This is a genomic window from Exiguobacterium sp. UBA5002 (assembly GCF_002396765.1).
Classification (GTDB): Bacteria; Bacillota; Bacilli; order Exiguobacteriales; family Exiguobacteriaceae; genus Exiguobacterium_A.
The window spans coordinates 1-17431 of the sequence record NZ_DGYQ01000001.1; the positions used below are offsets into that span (position 1 = coordinate 1).

Annotated in this window: 17 protein-coding genes and 1 pseudogene; 16 read left to right on the forward strand and 2 right to left on the reverse strand. The window is 49.0% G+C overall.

Annotation, left to right across the window (positions count from 1 at the left end; genetic code table 11):
- The 8 genes and pseudogenes from B4C70_RS00005 to B4C70_RS00040 all read left to right on the forward strand — a co-directional run.
- Positions 1-249: pseudogene (locus B4C70_RS00005) on the forward strand (thiazole synthase); the annotation flags it as partial.
- Positions 246-1253, forward strand: a complete 1008-nt coding sequence (locus B4C70_RS00010) for a ThiF family adenylyltransferase (protein ID WP_290776148.1) — start codon at positions 246-248, stop codon at positions 1251-1253. The pseudogene B4C70_RS00005 and the gene B4C70_RS00010, both read left to right, overlap by 4 nt.
- Positions 1254-1375: 122 nt before the next feature.
- Positions 1376-1732: a hypothetical protein gene (locus B4C70_RS00015; RefSeq protein WP_023467859.1), complete on the forward strand. Its 357-nt coding sequence runs from the start codon at positions 1376-1378 to the stop codon at positions 1730-1732.
- Between the two features lie 136 nt (positions 1733-1868).
- Positions 1869-2990 carry an exonuclease SbcCD subunit D gene (locus B4C70_RS00020; protein WP_290776151.1) on the forward strand — a complete coding sequence of 374 codons (1122 nt, stop codon included), beginning with the start codon at positions 1869-1871 and terminating at the stop codon, positions 2988-2990.
- On the forward strand, positions 2972-5977 hold the full coding sequence (locus B4C70_RS00025) for an AAA family ATPase (protein WP_290776153.1): 3006 nt from the start codon (positions 2972-2974) through the stop codon (positions 5975-5977). Before B4C70_RS00020 ends, B4C70_RS00025 begins: the two co-directional genes overlap by 19 nt.
- Before the next feature lie 13 nt (positions 5978-5990).
- Positions 5991-6782 (forward strand): aminoglycoside N(3)-acetyltransferase, encoded by a 792-nt coding sequence (locus B4C70_RS00030; protein ID WP_290776155.1) that lies wholly within the window; start codon positions 5991-5993, stop codon positions 6780-6782.
- 57 nt (positions 6783-6839) lie between these two features.
- The gene (locus B4C70_RS00035; RefSeq protein ID WP_029341341.1) at positions 6840-7577 is read left to right on the forward strand and encodes a Bax inhibitor-1/YccA family protein; all 738 of its coding nucleotides are present in this window, start codon (positions 6840-6842) and stop codon (positions 7575-7577) included.
- Between the two features lie 104 nt (positions 7578-7681).
- Complete coding sequence (locus B4C70_RS00040) at positions 7682-8221, forward strand: class I SAM-dependent methyltransferase (RefSeq protein ID WP_290776159.1); 540 nt, start codon at positions 7682-7684, stop codon at positions 8219-8221.
- Positions 8222-8273: 52 nt separating this feature from the next.
- Here B4C70_RS00040 and B4C70_RS00045 read toward each other — a convergent pair whose 3' ends face one another.
- Positions 8274-8579 (reverse strand): hypothetical protein, encoded by a 306-nt coding sequence (locus B4C70_RS00045; protein WP_290776161.1) that lies wholly within the window; start codon positions 8577-8579, stop codon positions 8274-8276.
- Between the two features lie 129 nt (positions 8580-8708).
- Here B4C70_RS00045 and B4C70_RS00050 point away from each other — a divergent pair, with 129 nt between their 5' ends.
- The 6 genes from B4C70_RS00050 (at position 8709) to B4C70_RS00075 (ending at position 14632) form a co-directional block, all read left to right on the forward strand.
- Positions 8709-9443: a nuclease-related domain-containing protein gene (locus B4C70_RS00050; protein WP_290776163.1), complete on the forward strand. Its 735-nt coding sequence runs from the start codon at positions 8709-8711 to the stop codon at positions 9441-9443.
- Positions 9444-9518: 75 nt separating this feature from the next.
- Positions 9519-9941 carry a MarR family winged helix-turn-helix transcriptional regulator gene (locus B4C70_RS00055; protein ID WP_035397998.1) on the forward strand — a complete coding sequence of 141 codons (423 nt, stop codon included), beginning with the start codon at positions 9519-9521 and terminating at the stop codon, positions 9939-9941.
- Between the two features lie 68 nt (positions 9942-10009).
- Positions 10010-11020, forward strand: coding sequence for a hypothetical protein (locus tag B4C70_RS00060; protein WP_214730002.1), 1011 nt, complete (start codon positions 10010-10012; stop codon positions 11018-11020).
- A 182-nt stretch (positions 11021-11202) separates the two neighbouring features.
- Positions 11203-11517 (forward strand): ArsR/SmtB family transcription factor, encoded by a 315-nt coding sequence (locus B4C70_RS00065; RefSeq protein WP_029341347.1) that lies wholly within the window; start codon positions 11203-11205, stop codon positions 11515-11517.
- Between the two features lie 132 nt (positions 11518-11649).
- Complete coding sequence (locus B4C70_RS00070) at positions 11650-12954, forward strand: arsenic transporter (RefSeq protein WP_290776167.1); 1305 nt, start codon at positions 11650-11652, stop codon at positions 12952-12954.
- Between the two features lie 19 nt (positions 12955-12973).
- On the forward strand, positions 12974-14632 hold the full coding sequence (locus tag B4C70_RS00075; RefSeq protein ID WP_290776169.1) for an FAD-dependent oxidoreductase: 1659 nt from the start codon (positions 12974-12976) through the stop codon (positions 14630-14632).
- Between the two features lie 126 nt (positions 14633-14758).
- Here the strand turns inward: B4C70_RS00075 and B4C70_RS00080 are convergent, their stop codons facing one another.
- Entirely contained in the window at positions 14759-15397 is a 639-nt protein-coding gene (locus tag B4C70_RS00080; RefSeq protein WP_290776171.1) for an SDR family oxidoreductase, read from the reverse strand.
- A gap of 264 nt (positions 15398-15661) precedes the next feature.
- On the opposite strand from B4C70_RS00080, the gene B4C70_RS00085 reads away from it, so the two are divergent.
- Positions 15662-16492 (forward strand): transporter substrate-binding domain-containing protein, encoded by an 831-nt coding sequence (locus B4C70_RS00085; RefSeq protein ID WP_214730007.1) that lies wholly within the window; start codon positions 15662-15664, stop codon positions 16490-16492.
- Complete coding sequence (locus tag B4C70_RS00090; RefSeq protein WP_214730008.1) at positions 16485-17282, forward strand: transporter substrate-binding domain-containing protein; 798 nt, start codon at positions 16485-16487, stop codon at positions 17280-17282. The genes B4C70_RS00085 and B4C70_RS00090 overlap by 8 nt, the downstream gene beginning before the upstream one ends.
- The last annotated feature ends 149 nt before the right edge of the window (positions 17283-17431 follow it).

Consider the following 17431-nt stretch of genomic DNA (forward strand, 5'->3'; position numbering starts at 1 on the left):
GAGCAGACGACGGTGCCGGTCATCGTCGACGCCGGGATTGGCTCGCCGACCGACGTCGCCTATGCGATGGAACTGGGAGCGGATGGTGTCTTATTGAACTCCGCTGTCGCCCATGCTCAAGATCCGGTCAAGATGGCGCACGCAATGCGACTAGCTGTCGAAGCAGGACGTTTCGGATACGAAGCGGGACGTATCGAGAAGAAACAGTATGCGGTCGCGAGTAGTCCAACGAGTGGATTGATTCGATGAACCGTTACTCACGGCAAACTCGATTTCAACCGATCGGGGAAGCGGGACAAGCACGCTTGGCATCAGCGAAGATACTGATCATCGGCATGGGAGCGCTCGGAACGGCGTCTGCAGAGCAACTCGTCCGCGCCGGTGTCGGTGTCGTCCGAATCGTCGACCGCGATTATGTCGAGTGGAGTAATCTACAACGACAACAGCTTTATACCGAGGACGATGCGCGTCACATCGTACCAAAAGCGATTGCCGCAAAAGCACGGCTTGAAGCGATTAATTCGACGGTGACGATCGAAGCGCATGTAGTAGACGTCGACCGGGCAGCGCTGACGTGGCTTCTCGATGATATCGATTTGATCATCGACGCAACGGACAATTTCGATATTCGCTTGCTAATGAACGACATGGCGTTGATGCGTTCGATTCCGTGGATTTATGGTGGCTGCGTCGGCAGTTATGGGATCACGTTCACCGTCCGTCCCGGAGAGACGCCGTGTCTGCATTGTCTACTCGATCAATTACCACGGGATCAGGAGACGTGTGATACGGCGGGGATCATCGGACCAGCTGTACAGATGGTCGCTTCCTTGCAAGTGACGGAAGCGTTGAAGTGGTTGAGCGGAAAGACGGACGCCATGCGGACGCGCTTGCTTGCTTTTGATGTCTGGTCGAATACGTTTCAACAAATTAACGTCCAGTCACTGAAGCAAACGGAGTGCCCGTCGTGCGGCATCGAACCGTCCTACCCTTACTTATCGGATCAAACGGTTCATTTCACGGCACTGTGTGGTCGGGATGCCGTTCAAATCCGGGGAAACGGACAGCGGGATCTGGAACAGTTGAAACAACGTCTCCAGCCGGTCGCTGCGATTTCCGCTCATAATCCATATTTGCTGGCGTTTACGACGGACGAACATCGGATGGTCGCTTTCCGAGATGGACGCGTTCTGATTCATGGCGAGGCGGATCTCGTCAAAGCGAAGCGGCTCTATCATGCCTATTTCGGCTAACGTTCACAAAACATTAAAAACTAATTTTAAATATATATGTTTTAAATGTTTGAAAAACAGGTAAATAAGACTTCAGACATAAATCGGTCTACAAGTTTTGAACGTGAAGAGGAGTGATTCAGATGAAACAAGAATTCGATCCAATCAAGGATCAAGCACAGACGGAAGACGCCCAAGCAGTTGTTCAGCAAGCCAACTGGAATCCGGATCGGTACCGGACGAACTTGAACCCATTCTATCTGTCACCTTGTAGTGTCGAACGTAGAGAAGACGTGCATCAGGATGCATCGAAAATTCTCGAAGTCGAGACGTCGTCGCCCCTCCAACAACTTTTTGAACACAATCAAGCAACGCATAAATCAGAACAATCGGGCAAAAAATTCAAGACAGGCATCGTTGTCGGTGTCGGTGCGATCATCGGCGGATCGGTTTCTGTGATTCGTTCCGTTCAACGCTTTAGAAAACAACGGACGAAATAACACATTCGTCTCAAGAGTGAAAAAAGCAGGAGGCATTCGCCTTCTGCTTTTTGTGTTCCAAACGGATGTTCGTCGCAGAACGACCGCTTGCATGCTACACTTAAGCTACTATATTCAAAAAGTGAGTGTGATGAAGATGAAATGGATACATACTGCCGATTGGCATCTCGGCAAAATCGTTCATGGCGAATCGATGCTCGAGAACCAGCGGGCGGTCTTAGCGGATTTTTTGACACTCGTCGACCGCGAACAACCGGATGCGATCGTCATTGCGGGTGACTTATACGACCGCGCTGTACCACCAACGGAAGCCGTCGAACTGCTTGACGAGACACTGGCTGCCTTGATCCTTGACCGGGATATCCCGGTCGTTGCGATCAGTGGAAATCACGATTCAGCCGAACGGTTGAGTTTTGGAACGACGTTACTCCAACGGGCCGGTCTGCATCTCGTCGGAAAACTAACGCCGATCATTACTCCGGTCACGATTAAAGGGGTATCATTTTATCCGGTGCCATTTGCGGATCCTGCGACGGTTCGGTACGTGCACAAGGACGAAACGATTAAGACACATGATGATGCGATGCGGACGATCCTTGCTGGATGTAGTCCGGACGGACCGAGTGTCCTCGTCGGTCATGCCTTTGTGATCGGTGGACTCGAGACGGATTCGGAGCGGCAATTGTCCGTTGGAACGGCAGGGCAAGTTAGCGCAAGCCGGTTTGCACCGTTTACGTATACGGCACTCGGTCATCTGCATAATCCACTTGCGATTCAATCCGAGACGGTTCGCTACAGCGGATCGCTCTTGAAATATTCATTCTCGGAAGCCCATCATGTCAAAGGGGTCGATGTGTTGACGTTGAACGAAGCGGGTACGTTCGATCGCCGATTCGAACCACTTGCACCGAAACGTGACTTGCGGGAATTGACCGGAAGTCTCGCGGAGCTGACAGACCCGGCGTTCGTCGCGACACAAGACACGGACGATTATCTAAAGATCAATCTAACGGACGGCGAAGCCTTGATGGATCCGATGGGCAAGCTGAAAAAAATCTACCCGAATATCCTGCACCTCGAGCGAATTGGATTCGTCCGCGAGAGTACGCGGGCAGTCAAGGCGTCGCGGGAGCAAGTCAAGGATGCATCCGTTGCGGATCTATTCAGTGAGTTCTACGAAGCGATCCGTGAGAAGAAACCGACGGAAGCGATGCAAGCCGTCCTGAAGGAGGAAGCGACATGCGCCCAGAACGACTGACATTACGCGCCTTTGGACCGTTTGCTGGTGAAGAGACGATTGATTTCACGGCACTTGCCGGACGGACGATGTTCGTCATTTCCGGGAATACCGGAGCAGGAAAAACGACGATCTTTGACGCATTGACGTTCGCCCTGTATGGTGAGACGTCAGGCGGCGAACGGGAAATGAGCGAACTGCGAAGTCATTTTGCCGTGCCCGAGCAAAAGACGGAAGTTGAACTGGAGTTTACGCTGAAAGGGGAACGGTACCGGATCATCCGCCAACCGAGTCAACCGCATCCGGTCAATAAAACCGGCTACTCGCATGAAGCCGAGCTCGCTCGGTTCGACGGAACGACGTGGAAACCGCTCGCGGTCAAAATTCCAGAAATCAAGCAACGGGTTCAAGAGCTGATTCAGCTCGACCATAAACAGTTTTCGCAAATTCTCCTGTTGCCGCAAAATAAGTTCCGCGAACTGTTAATGGCAGAGTCAAAAGACAAACTGCAGATTCTGAAGCAGCTGTTTAAGACGGAACACTACGGTGAGTTCCAGCAACGTTTGCACCGACAAGCGCTCGATCTTGCGGCACGCATCAAGGAAACGAAGACGAAACAATGGGCCAAGCTTGAGGAACTACCTTTGCAAGCGAACTGGAGTGAGTTGACGGAAGGCGACATCCGGTTACGGATGGAGGCATTGACGACGGAACGGGACGAATGGTTAACGGCGGCGCGTCAAGCTGAAATAGAGACCCGTGCGATCGTCGAGAAGAAAACGACACAATTGCAACAAGGCGAGCAACTCGAAGCGGTTTTCCAAGAGCGGGAGCGACTTCAACAGACGGAACAGTTGCTAGTGGACCGCTTACCGGAAATCAAACAGATGCAAGAAGAAGCAATGGCAGCTGAACGCGCTCAAATCGTCGCACCGATCTATGACCAGTGGCAACAGGATCAAGAACAATTGACGCAACTCACGCATCGAAAACAGGAAACTGAACAGCACATCGCTCGCTTGAAAGAGCAACAAGAGGTCGTGCAAGCAAAAGTGGATCGATTGCTAGCGGAGGAACCACAGATCGAGCAACTCAGTCGTCGCCTCGAAAAGATTCAAGAAGAACGCGAACGGTTGGAAGCAGAAACGGCTTTACGACAACAACAGCAACAACTAGTAGAACGTTTGAAGCTTTTGGCCCCAGAGCCATTACGGAAGCAACTCGAACAAGCACGGACGGAGCGTAAGACTGTTCAAGAACAACTGCATCCATTGCAAAACGTTGGAGCAGAGCGCTTAAAGGTGCAAGAACGGCGCTTCATCCTGCAACAGCTGGCGACGAAGATGGCGGAACATGACAAATTGGAAGCAGAACGGCAACAGCTGATTGTCCGCGGCACAAGCGTTCGGGACCAAAAAGAGGCAGCAGCGCGCCAATACGAAGAAGCGCGTAGATACGAACGGGAACAACTCGCTGCTGAACTTGCCAAAGGATTGACAGACGGGACGGCTTGCCCAGTCTGCGGCAGTACGTCGCATCCACAGCATGCTGTCGCCGTCGTAAAGGAACTATCCGTCGATGTAGCGCAACAGCGGTTCCTAGAAGCCCAACAAGCGCATCAAGAGTTACAAGCCTCGTACCGAACGGTTGCCGAACGTCTCGGACAACTGATGACCGAGATTCAAAAGACGAGTGAAAACGAGTCATCTCATGCAGATGTTTCAGCACAGCTTCGGGAAGTCGAACAGACGGAAGCCCGATTAGCGTCAGCACAGACGGAAAAAGCGCGTCTTGAGACTCGCCTGCAACAACTCGAGCAATCCATGGATCAGCTACAACTGAAAATCGATGCAATGATCAAAGATCGGACCGTCATCGAATCGGAAATGGCACACTTGTCTGGTCGCCTAAGTCAATCAGGAGAGTCCACGAAATCGCTACCAGCACTCCGTGAGGAACAACAACAGGCAGAAACACGTATCGAGCAGTTCAAGCAAGACAAACAACGTCAGTTACGCGAGAAGGAACAGCTCGATCGTGACTTCGCGGAACACCAAGGACGATTCCGTCAATTGACTGAGGCATCTGCTGAACAAAGTGACCGATTAACGAACCGCGAAAACGCATTACACACAGTCTTGGCAGAAGAAGCGTTTCCGACGATTGAAGCTTTTCTTGAAGCGAGACGGTCGCGTGACGAACTCCGTCATCTCCAAGAACGTTTGGAACAAGACCGTCTAGCGCGGCAGGAATTGAAGCTGAAGCAGGAACAAGCCCGTTTGAAGACAGAAGGTCAAGTGCGTCCGGATCTCGAACAGTTGCGGATGGATGTGAAGACGTCGTCGCTCGAACTGACGGAGCGGACCGACCGACGTGTCGGGCTTGAGAAGGAACGCGCACACATCGATCAATTGATCGCGGCTTGGGAAAGCTTGCAACGCCAGATTGAGGACGAGGATGCGAGATACGGAGTCATCGGCGAACTCGCTCGCGTTGGTGTCGGGGAGAATGCGCAACGGATGACGTTCGAGACGTACGTCCAGACGGCATATTTTGATGAAATATTGTTCGCCGCAAACCGGCATCTGCACGAGATGACATCTGGTCGTTTCCAGCTTGAACGGAAAACAGAGGCGGGAAAAGGACTCAAGAAATATGGGCTAGATTTAAATGTCTTTGACGCGTACACGTCGCAAACGCGTCACGTCAAGACGTTGTCCGGTGGAGAAAGCTTCAAAGCATCACTTGCGCTTGCGCTCGGATTGTCAGAAGTCGTGCAAGAAGCAAGTGGTGGCGTGTCACTTGAAACGATGTTTATCGATGAAGGATTCGGAACGCTTGATCCGGAATCACTCGAACAAGCGATCGAGACGTTGCTCTCGATTCAAGCGAGCGGTCGCATGGTCGGAATCATCAGTCACGTCCAGGAACTGAAGTCACGAGTTGACGCAAAAATCGAAGTCAAACAAGGAAAAACGGGGTCGACGATTGCACTAGTCGTCGAGTAAGGAGATAAGATCGATGGAAACACGAAACATGGTCACAAAATCACAAATCAAAGAGGCGTTACACGAATTAGGTGTGACGCCCGGTATGAAATTGTTCGTCCATTCGTCTCTCAAACAAATCGGCTGGATTCCCGGCGGCGTACAAGCATTGATTGAGGCCCTACAGGAAGTCGTCACGACGGAAGGGTTGATCATGATGCCGGCGCAGAGTACCGATAATTCGGATCCGAAGAACTGGAGCCAACCGGCTGTTCCCGAGGAATGGTGGGAAACGATCCGCCGGGAGATGCCGGCATATGACCCGGCAAAAACGGTCACACGCGGTATCGGGCGCGTCCCGGAAGTCTTCCGGACGTATCCCGGCGTCGTTCGAAGCGATCATCCGATGTGGTCCGTGACCGCCTGGGGGAAAGATGCGGCGACATTCGTTGCCGATCATACATTAGAAAATGGCTTCGGTCCCGGTTCACCGATTGAACGCTTCATCGAGGCGGACGGTCAAATTCTGCATATCGGTTCGCCTTGGGATACGACAACCGTCTGGCATTACGCGGAATACGGATTGAATCGTCCGGACGTCGAGGATGGCTGTAAAATCAAAGAGGGAACGACGGAACGATTCATTCATTACCGACATCGCCAAATCGATAGTGACGCGTTTGGTCCGATCGGCGAAGCGTTAGAAAGTGCCGATTTCGTCACGTCCGGTCTGATCGGACAAGCGAAATCGTACCGCATCGATGCGAAAGCCTCGATCCCAGTCGTCATGCTGCAATTAAAAGCGCTCGATCAATGGTTATTTTGAAACTTTTTCGGGAAACCTTCGTAGTAGAAAACAGAATCATAAAAAGGAGTGAAAGCAATGGCTTCACGTTTTAAAGTAAACCCGGCATTGCGTCGCGGATTCGATACAGCACGTGTCGGAGAGCGACCAATGACAAAAAGCGGGACGATGAGCAAGATTTTCCTGATGCTCGCTCTCGTCACGGCAGCAGCAGGGGGCAGTTGGTTCTTCCTCGCAGAAAACCAAGCGTTCCTATTCCCGGCATTAATCGGTGGATTCGTCATCGGTCTGATCCTTGCCTTGATCATCACATTCAAACCAGCAACAGCTCCAGTCCTTTCTCCGGTTTATGCGATCGTTGAAGGTGTCGCCGTCGGAGCGTTATCGTTGATGTTCGAAAGTATGTACCCAGGAATCGTTGGAAAAGCAGTCGTTGCGACATTCGTCGTTGCGTTTGCGATGTGGTTCGTCTACTCGACGGGGATGATTAAAGTGACGCAACGTTTCCGTTCTGCGGTCACAGCAGCGATTCTCTCGATTTTCGTCTTGTATGCGGTCAACTTGATTCTCGCGTTATTTAGTGTCGACCTCCCATTCATGACAGGTAGCTCGCCGGTTGCGATCGGCGTTCAGTTCGTCATCGTCATCGTCGCATCCTTGTCACTCGTAATGGACTTCGATTTCATCTCACAACAAGTCCGTGCAGGAGCGCCGAAATCGATGGAGTGGGTTGCAGCATTCGGATTGATCGTGACGATCATCTGGCTCTATATTGAATTACTCGATCTCCTGTACCGTCTTGCGGCGCGGGATTAACAGCAACAGACGACGGTTTCTCCGTCGTCTATTTTTTTGTCGAAAGCAGGGATGGTCGCAGAAAACAAGAAATGATAAAACGTAACTGAAAGGAGAGAAGATACATGAAAGAACGTATCGTCATTGGAGCAGGACCGTACCACAACAATCCCGGTTGGTATCATACACAGGAAGATGAACTGAATCTGCTCAATCGGTCCGATTGGGAACGATTGTGTTCGAACGACACGTTGCAAGCGATTCTTGCGGAACATGTCTGGGAGCACTTGACGATCGAAGAAGGGATTGACGCGGCATGTCATTGTTATACATACCTTGCGCCAGGAGGATACGTCCGTTGTGCGGTGCCTGATGGTTATTTTCGGGATGAGGCATACCAATCAATCGTCCAAGTTGGTGGTCCCGGTCCAGTCGACCATCCGGCAGCGAGTCACAAAATCGTCTATACGTACGAAACGTTACGGAACGTATTCGAAAAAGCTGGATTTCAGGTACGATTTCTCGAATATTTTGATGAGAAGGGATTGTTCCATCAAGCGGACTGGGATGGCGCAGACGGTATGATTTTCCGTTCGAAACGATATGATCCCCGTAATGCAGAACAGATGAGATTTCCTTCGTTGATACTTGATGCATATATATGAATACATAGTTGAAAAAGACCATCTGAACTTCGCTGTCAGATGGTCTTTTTGATCATATTCCGTGCTCGCTTTTTAGTTGATCGACGTATTGTTTTGCTTCGAGCAATGACGATCCGAGCGTCTCTCGAACGCGTTTGACAGCTTCAACCGTCTTTCCTTCATGAAGCAACTGAACCAGTTCGACTTGTAACGCAGCTTCTTCTAGTGACACCTCATTCAGACCGAGGTGCTCTTCGATCCGTTGTAGCTTCTTCAGAATCGTTTGTTGGCGGCGTTTCGCTTCGTCTGCTTTTTGTGATAATGACATCCAGAAGAAGATTAAGACGATTAGTGGTGCGAACGTGACGACAGAATCCATAGTGAACACCTTCCTTTAGTTCACCGTACCATAGGATAGTCTCCGTAACAAATAGTGGAAAATGATACAGAAATTGATTATGCTGATATAGTGGAAAATAAAGGTTAATATGGAAGGGAGATTAATTTAGTGGACAATGTGTTAGTGACATTTTTGCCATTCTTGATTCAAGTTGGACTGCTCATGGTGCTGTTCTTCTTCGGAACGTTCGGTTTGTTCTTCTTCGTCAAACGAAGTTCATATCACAATAGCCGGTATTACCGACTGACACGCGAGCCGTTTTTACGGATTGTTCGTGATAAAGGAAAATGGGGCGAGTACTTGACGACACGTCAACTCGATCAAGTGTCCGGATACGGCACGTATGTCTTTAATACATACTTACCACGTGCACGCGGTGAAGGTACGACAGAAATCGATGTGACGTTCATTCATGAAAGTGGCATCTATGTACTCGAATCGAAAAACTACAGCGGCTGGATTTTTGGACGCGAGCAGGACCGTCAGTGGACGCAGCAGTTCCAGAATCGCTTCAAACAACGGTTTTATAATCCGATCAAACAAAATGAAGGGCATCTCAAAAGCATGCAACGCTTCTTGGAAGGAACGGATCCTGCACTCTTTCACTCCTTGATCGTTTTCAGCGAACGCTGCGAACTCAAAAAAATCACGGTCGATTCAGCGCATGTCCGTGTCTTGAAACGAAACGTCTTACGTAAGACGATCGAGCAACTCGCGACAGAAAAGCCGTTGACACCGAGTCAAGTCGATACGATTGCAGGGAAACTCGGGGTTCATTCACAAGTCGATCGTGCCACGCAACAAGCGCATATCGATGGAATTCGTCAACGCCAGGCAAAATGAGACCGTTGACGGACTTGTTCTTCTTCAGGTATAGTGAATAAATAATAAGTAGTGCAACTATATGGAGATGATGGGATGAAAGAATCGGAATGGTCGCTTGGCATGCAATTATCCCGTAGTTATTATGCGTTCAAACGTGCTGCTGCTAAACGGATGGAAGCGTTCGGACTGACACCAGAGCAGTTTTCTGTCCTGAGCGAACTCGCTAAACAAGATGGTGTTTCGCAAAAACAGCTGGCACTCGTGACAGAACGTGATCAAACGACGATTGGTAAGATTCTCGATAAGCTCGGTAAAAAAGAACTGATCGTTCGGACGCCGGACCCCCGGGACCGACGAGCGGTTCTGCTCTTGATGACACGAGAAGGACGCGATATCGTCGATCGCCTCGGACCAGAGCTTGATCAGTTACAACTCGAAGCGTTCCGTGGACTCTCGCGAGAGCAAATCGAGCAATTAAAGGAAATACTTGAGACCATTCACCGGAATGTGACGTGAATGGTTTTCCTTCGGACATATAGTTGCACATGATATTATAAGTAATGCATGTAAAAGGAGATTGTAATATGAAAGCATGGAAAGATGTCTGGTCAATGACACAAACGAAAGTGGGGCTCGTCTTCGCAATCGTCGTCCCGCTCTTGTTCCTCGTCGTTTGGATGACTGGTTACGAAGGAACGACGGAACGGCTCGATCAATTGAACGTCGGTGTCGTTGGCGAAGTGAATGACCCGTTCGTCAAATCACTAAAGGAAGCACCGTTCACGGTCCAAGCACTTTCGACCGAAGTGAAAGGATTGGAAGCACTCGATGCCAATGAAGTCGATCTCGTTCTACAAAAGGATGATGCAACGCGTCAACTGACGGCACACGTCAGCCAGACGAATGCCGAATTTGCGAATGCGATTCTCGAGCGGGCAACGGAAACGATCGGCAAACAGTTGAATGGTGAGCCAACGTTTACGACATCGATCGTCACGGAGCATGCCGTCTCGGATTTTGCCTTGTCGATGCTGCCACTCGTCCTCGGGTTCGTCATCTATATCGCGACGATGACGATGGGGATTCAATTCAATCTTGTCAGTACGATCTTAAGTAAGCGTCATTCGATCTGGTCGCTATTTTGGAGTCGCCAACTGTTGCACGGGATCGTTCTTTTGGTCGTTCCATTACTGCTCGTTTCCGTGGCACATGTATTAACGGACATCACGACACCATTCATCAAACTGTGGGCGTTCGAGCTCCTCGTCGTAGCGACCTGTATCGCCGTCACGCAGATGAACTTTGCGATATTTGGACCGATTGCACCTCTCGTCAATGTCGCATTGATTCCGTTCCAGCTGATGACTGCCGGAAACATCGTGCCGGCGAAGATGCTGGCACCGTTTTATCAATCGCTCGGAACATTCCTACCTGTTCCGAATGCCGTGGCTGGATTCAGTCGATTGTTATTCATGAATGGATCCATCGGTACCCAAGTGTTGCATTTATCCCTGCTTTGTTTCGGTAGTTTTATCATAACGTGCTTAGTGCTGAGTTGGAGGGAGCAACGACAAGCACAACGTGTTGTTGCATGAAGAATATAAGAAGAATCGTCATCGAATGGGATGGCGATTTTTTTATTTGAGATCGATTTATGAAAAAATCATTGCATAACAAAAACGTTATATAATAATATGGTTATGTGAAAAGCGAAAAAGATAACTTCGCTCCTGTATCAGGCATGGATTATACGTTTAAGAGAAAGGAGGACTCTCCAGTGATCGAGACAGCAAAACGGGTAGAAGAGATGAGTCAGTTCTTAAAGCTACTGAGCGATGGAACACGTCTTGAAATTTTGCGAAGACTACACGTTCGGGAACATTGTGTCTGTGATTTCGTCGAAATGTTTGATATTTCGCAACCGGCAGTCAGTCGTCATCTAAAATTATTGCGTCAGTCCCATCTCATCTTGGAACGACGTGAACGACAATGGATTTATTTTCGAATCAATCCAGATCACCCGCAACACAAGTTGTTATTGACGATTTTAGAAGAAATGGACACTCCGGACATCCCGGACAGAAGTTGCTAAGGACACACACCGTGGATGAAATGGATTAGCACGAGCAAGGCATTGGAATCGAGACGATATTCCATTCTTGATGACACGTTCAAGATTGGCGAATCGTTAACAGAACCACTCGAAATTTAATACAGAAATGAAGTGAACGCATTGACCGGTACACATTTACTAGCGATCGGAATTTTTCTGATCACCTTATTCTTAATCATCAAACAACCGAAAGGACTCGGCATCGGTTACTCGGCGATGGGGATGGCGCTCGTTGCGCTATTGACGGGAGTCGTCAATCTCGATGATGTTTCAACTGTCTGGGGCATCATCTGGAATGCCACCTTTACATTCATCGCTCTGATCATTATCTCATTGATTCTTGATGAGATTGGATTCTTCGAATGGGCGGCACTCCACATGGCACGCATCGCACGAGGTGGTGGTGTCAAACTATTCGTATATATGACATTGCTCGGTGCTGTCGTTGCGGCTTTATTTGCGAACGATGGGGCAGCCTTGATTCTGACACCAATCGTCCTCGCGATGGTTCGTCACTTGAAACTTCCGGATTATGTCGTGTTAGCCTACGTATTCGCTTCCGGATTCATTGCCGATACAGCAAGTTTACCGTTCGTCGTCTCGAACCTCGTCAATATCGTCTCAGCAGACTTCTTTAACATCGGTTTTACGGAGTATGCTTCACGGATGGTATTTGTTAATTTCTTTTCCGTCATCGGCAGTCTGATCGTCTTGTATCTCTATTTCCGAAAGAGTATTCCGAAGAATTATGATGTCGTGCAGCTCGTCGCACCCGCGACAGCGATCAAGGATCAACGGATGTTTAAGCTTTCATGGTTCGTCCTCATTTTGCTTGTCGTCGGATACTTCACGAGTGACATCGTCGGCATTCCAGTCAGTCTTGTCGCTGGTATCATCGCCTTGTTCTTCTTATTGATGGCACGCCGTTCACCGAGCGTACCGACGAAAAAAGTCATCAGTGGTGCTCCGTGGGCGATTGTCTTCTTCTCACTTGGTATGTATATCGTTGTCTACGGACTTCAAAATGCCGGGTTGACACAAGTTCTTGCCGACATCATTGATGGATTTGCGACGAATCTAGCAGCCGCAACTTTTGGCATGGGCTTCTTGGCTGCCATCTTGTCGTCGATCATGAATAATATGCCGACCGTCATGATTGATGCGCTCGCGATTGATTTAAGTCAGGCAACCGGAACGATTCGAGAGGCGCTCATCTATGCGAATGTCATCGGATCTGATCTTGGACCGAAGATCACACCGATCGGAAGTCTAGCGACATTGCTTTGGTTGCACGTGCTTCGGACGAAAGGCGTGAAGATTGGTTGGGGTCAATACTTTAAGATCGGAACGATTCTGACGATCCCGACACTTGCGATCACATTACTTGGCTTGTATATCAGCTTGATACTTTATTGATTTCTAGGAGGAAACAGTTATGAAATTATTGATTATTGGCTCAGTGGCCGCGGGAACATCAGTAGGAGCAAAAGCACGTCGAAACAGTGAAGAGTTGCAAATCACGATTTATGATCGGGATCAGGACATCTCTTACTCAGGTTGTGGGATTCCCTACTTCGTTGGTGGCGAAATCGCTGACATTGATGAATTGACACCGCGAGATGCCGCTTTCTTTAAAAAACGGTATAACATCGATATTCATACACAACACGAAGTTGAATCGATTGATCATGCGACAAAAACAGTTACCATTGTCAATCTCCTGACAGGGGATCGATTCACGGACACGTATGATACGTTAGTACTGGCAACCGGTGCTTCAAGTATCGTTCCACCACTTCCGGGAATCGAGCATGAGAATGTCTTTACGGTTCGAAATGTCCGTAATGCCGACGCGATCCGGTCCTATATTGATGCCCATGATCCGAAAAAGGCAACGATCGTCGGTGGAGGGTTCATCGGACTCGAGATGGCAGAGCAATTGACGTATCGCGGTATTCAAGTCACGCTCGTCGAACGCTTGCCGCAAGTCATGCCGCCACTTGATCGCGATATGGCAGAACGTGTAGCGGATCATTTGAAAGATAGAGGGGTATCCCTTTTGCTTGGCGAATCCGTGACAGCGTTCAACGGAGAAGAACGTATTTCTGAGGTCGCGCTTGAGAGTGGAAAAACGATCGAGACGGATCTTGTCATTTTATCTGTTGGCGTCAAGCCGAACACCGATCTTGCGAAACAGATCGGTGTGGAGCTCGGTAAAACAGGGGCGATCGCAGTCAACCGTCAAATGCAAACGAATGTAGCCGATGTCTACGCAGTCGGCGATGTCGCAGAGAGTTTCTCCGTCATCACGGGTGAAGCACTTTATCGTCCGCTTGGGTCAACAGCGAACAAGATGGGACGGATTGCCGGCATGGTCATTACTGGAGAAGAAGCGGAGCACCGTGGGATCTTAGGGACGGGTATCTTCAAGGCATTCGATTTGACGGTCGCTCAAACAGGTTTGACGGAAAAAGAAGCGCGTGAGTCAGGCTATGACATCGAAGTCTTGCATAACATCAAACCAGATCGTCCGGAATACATGGGTGGGAAAGAGATGACGATCAAAGCGATTGCCGATCGGGCAACAGGGCGAGTTCTCGGAGCCCAAATCGTAGGTCCGCAAGGTGTCGACAAACGGATTGATGTCCTAGCGACGGCGATCACCTTTAAGGCGAAGGCAGAGGATTTATTCCATCTCGACTTAGCCTACGCACCACCGTTTGCGACGACGAAGGATCCCGTTCTCTATACGGGAATGGCACTCGATAATGCCATCAAAAAAACGGCTCGCTTGATAACGCCGAACGAATTGATTGATCAAGTCGCGAGTGGGAAGTCGTTCCAAATCATTGATACACGCTCAAAAGCACAATTTGAAAAAAATCATGTTGATGGAGCGATTCATATCCCGCTCGGTGAATTACGGACACGCGCGAAGGAACTGGATCCGACGTTACCGACGATCGTCTACTGCAACAAAGGCGTGACGGGGAATGCTGCGCAAAACGTCTTGAAAAACCTTGGATTTACGGATGTATGCAACTTATCAGGTGGTAACAAGAACTATCAGCATATAAAAAAATGTTTGTCATAATCTTGAACTGAGTTATATAAGAATTTCTAACCATTATGTAAGAAGTGCACACCTGCTTTTAATGAATAGACTAGATTTTGTTTATAAAAAGCTCACGTCTCGAAAATGGAGACGTGAGCTTTTGTATTAGAATAACTCGTTGATTGGTGTGTCACCTTCGAGTAGTGTGACGACTTGCTTCGACGCCTTGTCGTGACCGATTGCTGCCAAAATGACGCGTGCGACATCCTCGCGGGGAATTTTTTTAGTTGCTTGTTCGGACGGATCCGTCGTGACGTTTCCTGTGCCGGCTTCATCCGATAGTCTGCCTGGGCGAAGAATCGTGTAGTTGAGTGACGATTCCTTCAGGACACGATCCGCGTAGCGTTTTGCAATGTAATACGGCTTCATGCTGTTGGACCATGTTTCCGGCGAATCGGCATTCAAAGCACTGACCATGATGAACTGTTTTGCATTGATTGCTTCTGCTGCTTCAATCGCTTTGACAGCACCGTCGAAATCGATTAGCATCGTCTTGTCGGCTCCCGTGTGACCTCCGGACCCTGCCGTAAAGATGACGACATCTGATCCTTGTAATGCATCAGTGATCGTCGCGACGTCCGCTTCAAGATCGAGATGGGCCGGGGTATGACCTAATTTCTCAAAATCACTGAACTGGTCCTTGGAACGTAATCCTACTTTGACATCGTGCTTCGAATCCTGCAGTAAGCGAGCAGCGTGACGACCTACTTTACCATTTGCACCAATGATGAAAATCTGACTCATGTTCCATTCCTCCATTTCACGATTTGATGATTCTGTTTCAGTATGGAAAAGACGGGGGGATTCTGTAAAGAGAGACGACTTGTAGAACTATAACCGTCATCAAAACATCTTTTTAACGCTTTTATGCATAAAATCATCAAATTATCTTGAAATCACGTGTAAGTGTGGTAGGATAATGACTATTACCCACACCGAAAATCATTTGGGTTAAATTGTAGCAATATTCGGTGAATGGGCAACGACGAAACAGAAAGGAGAGATACGATGAGAAAGAAACCATGGCTACTGGCAGGACTTGTTTTGACAGGCGTTGCCGCTTGGATGATCTGGAATCAACAGACGGATGCCAAAGCACATGACATCTTCGAAGACCACAAGCTGGTCGTCGGGACGACGGGGGATTATAAGCCCTTTACATATTGGAACGAGGAACGGAATCGTTATCAAGGCTTTGATATCGATGTCATCCAAGCGTTCGCAAAAGCAGCAAATCTTGACGTGACGTTCGTCAAAACGACATGGCCGACATTATCGGAGGATACGAAATCAGGCAAGTTTGATATCGCTGTCGGTGGCATCACGAAGAAAGTCGAGCGCGAGGTCGTCGGAGACTTTACATCGTCGTATTTCTCCTTTCAAAAAGCACCGCTCGTAAAGAAGAAAGATGTCGAACGCTTGAATTCGCTCGCTGCAATCAATGATCCAGCAGTCAAAATCGGCGTCAATCCGGGTGGCACGAACGAAGCGTTCGTGAAGAAGCATTTTCCGAAAGCAGATGTGACCGTCTTTGAGAACAACTTGTACATTCCAAAAGCCGTAAAAAGCGGACAAGTCGATGTCATGGTGACGGACGACATCGAGGCGTTGCATTACGCGACAGAACTCGATCTTGCGGTGCCGAAACTGGCAGAGGCGTGGGAACCAGCTGAGATGGCGTATTTGATGAAACCGGATCAAAAACAGCTTAGAGACGTTTTCCGAGTATGGATTGAAAGTGCAGAAGGGCAAGAACAGGTTGAACAACTAAAGAAAAAATGGAACATCGTCTCGACGCGTGAGACGGTCGGAGCGAAAGGAGCGGGAGCACATGAGTAAATGGGGATGGATCGTCGTCGGAGGTGGCGTCCTGTTTGCGAGCTTATTGACGCTATGGCAAGCGGAGCAACCACGACGTGTACAAGCGAAGAACGTCTTTGCGACGAAAAAAATCATCGTCGGAACGACCGGGGACTACAAACCATTCACCTACTTGAACCGGAAGACGAACGAGTACGAAGGGTTCGATATCGAAGTGATCCGTTCATTCGCGAAGACGACCGGCATCGATGTCGAGTTCGTTCCGACGACATGGCCAACGCTATCTGCTGATCTTGCTAGCGGGAAATTTGATATGGTCGTCGGGGGCGTGACGAAGAACATCGAGCGCGAGATCATCGGCGACTTCACATCGAGTTATCTATCGTTCCAAAAGACACCGCTCGTCCGTAAAGAAGATGCTAAACGCCTTGCTTCAATCGAACAAATCAATCGTCCAGACGTGACGATTGGACTAAATCCAGGGGGAACGAATGAACAGTTCGTCCGTAAGACATTCACGAAGGCGAATATCGTCATGTATGAACAAAACCTCGATATCCCGCACGCGGTTGCGTCAGGTGAAGTCGATGTCATGATCACTGATACGGTCGAGGCGATTCATTATGAAGCACTCGACAAACGACTCGCGGCACCAAGAATTCAAGAAAAATGGATTCCGGCGGAGAAGAGTTACCTCGTTCGAGAGTCGGAAGGAGATGTTGTTGATGTCTTCAATCTCTGGATGCAATCGCACGAAGGTCAAGAAGAGATGGAGCAATTAAAAGAAAAATGGCAAGTAGCGTCGTAAGTGGATCGTGTCTCCGTATAACAGGAGGCACGATTTTTTAGTAACAGGAATCTAATGGGAAAGGGCGAACAAGTATGTAGAAGCAAATTAGGAGGAATTAATATGTTGAAAAACGTGTCAGCGAGGCAATGTGAACTGCTCCCTGTCAA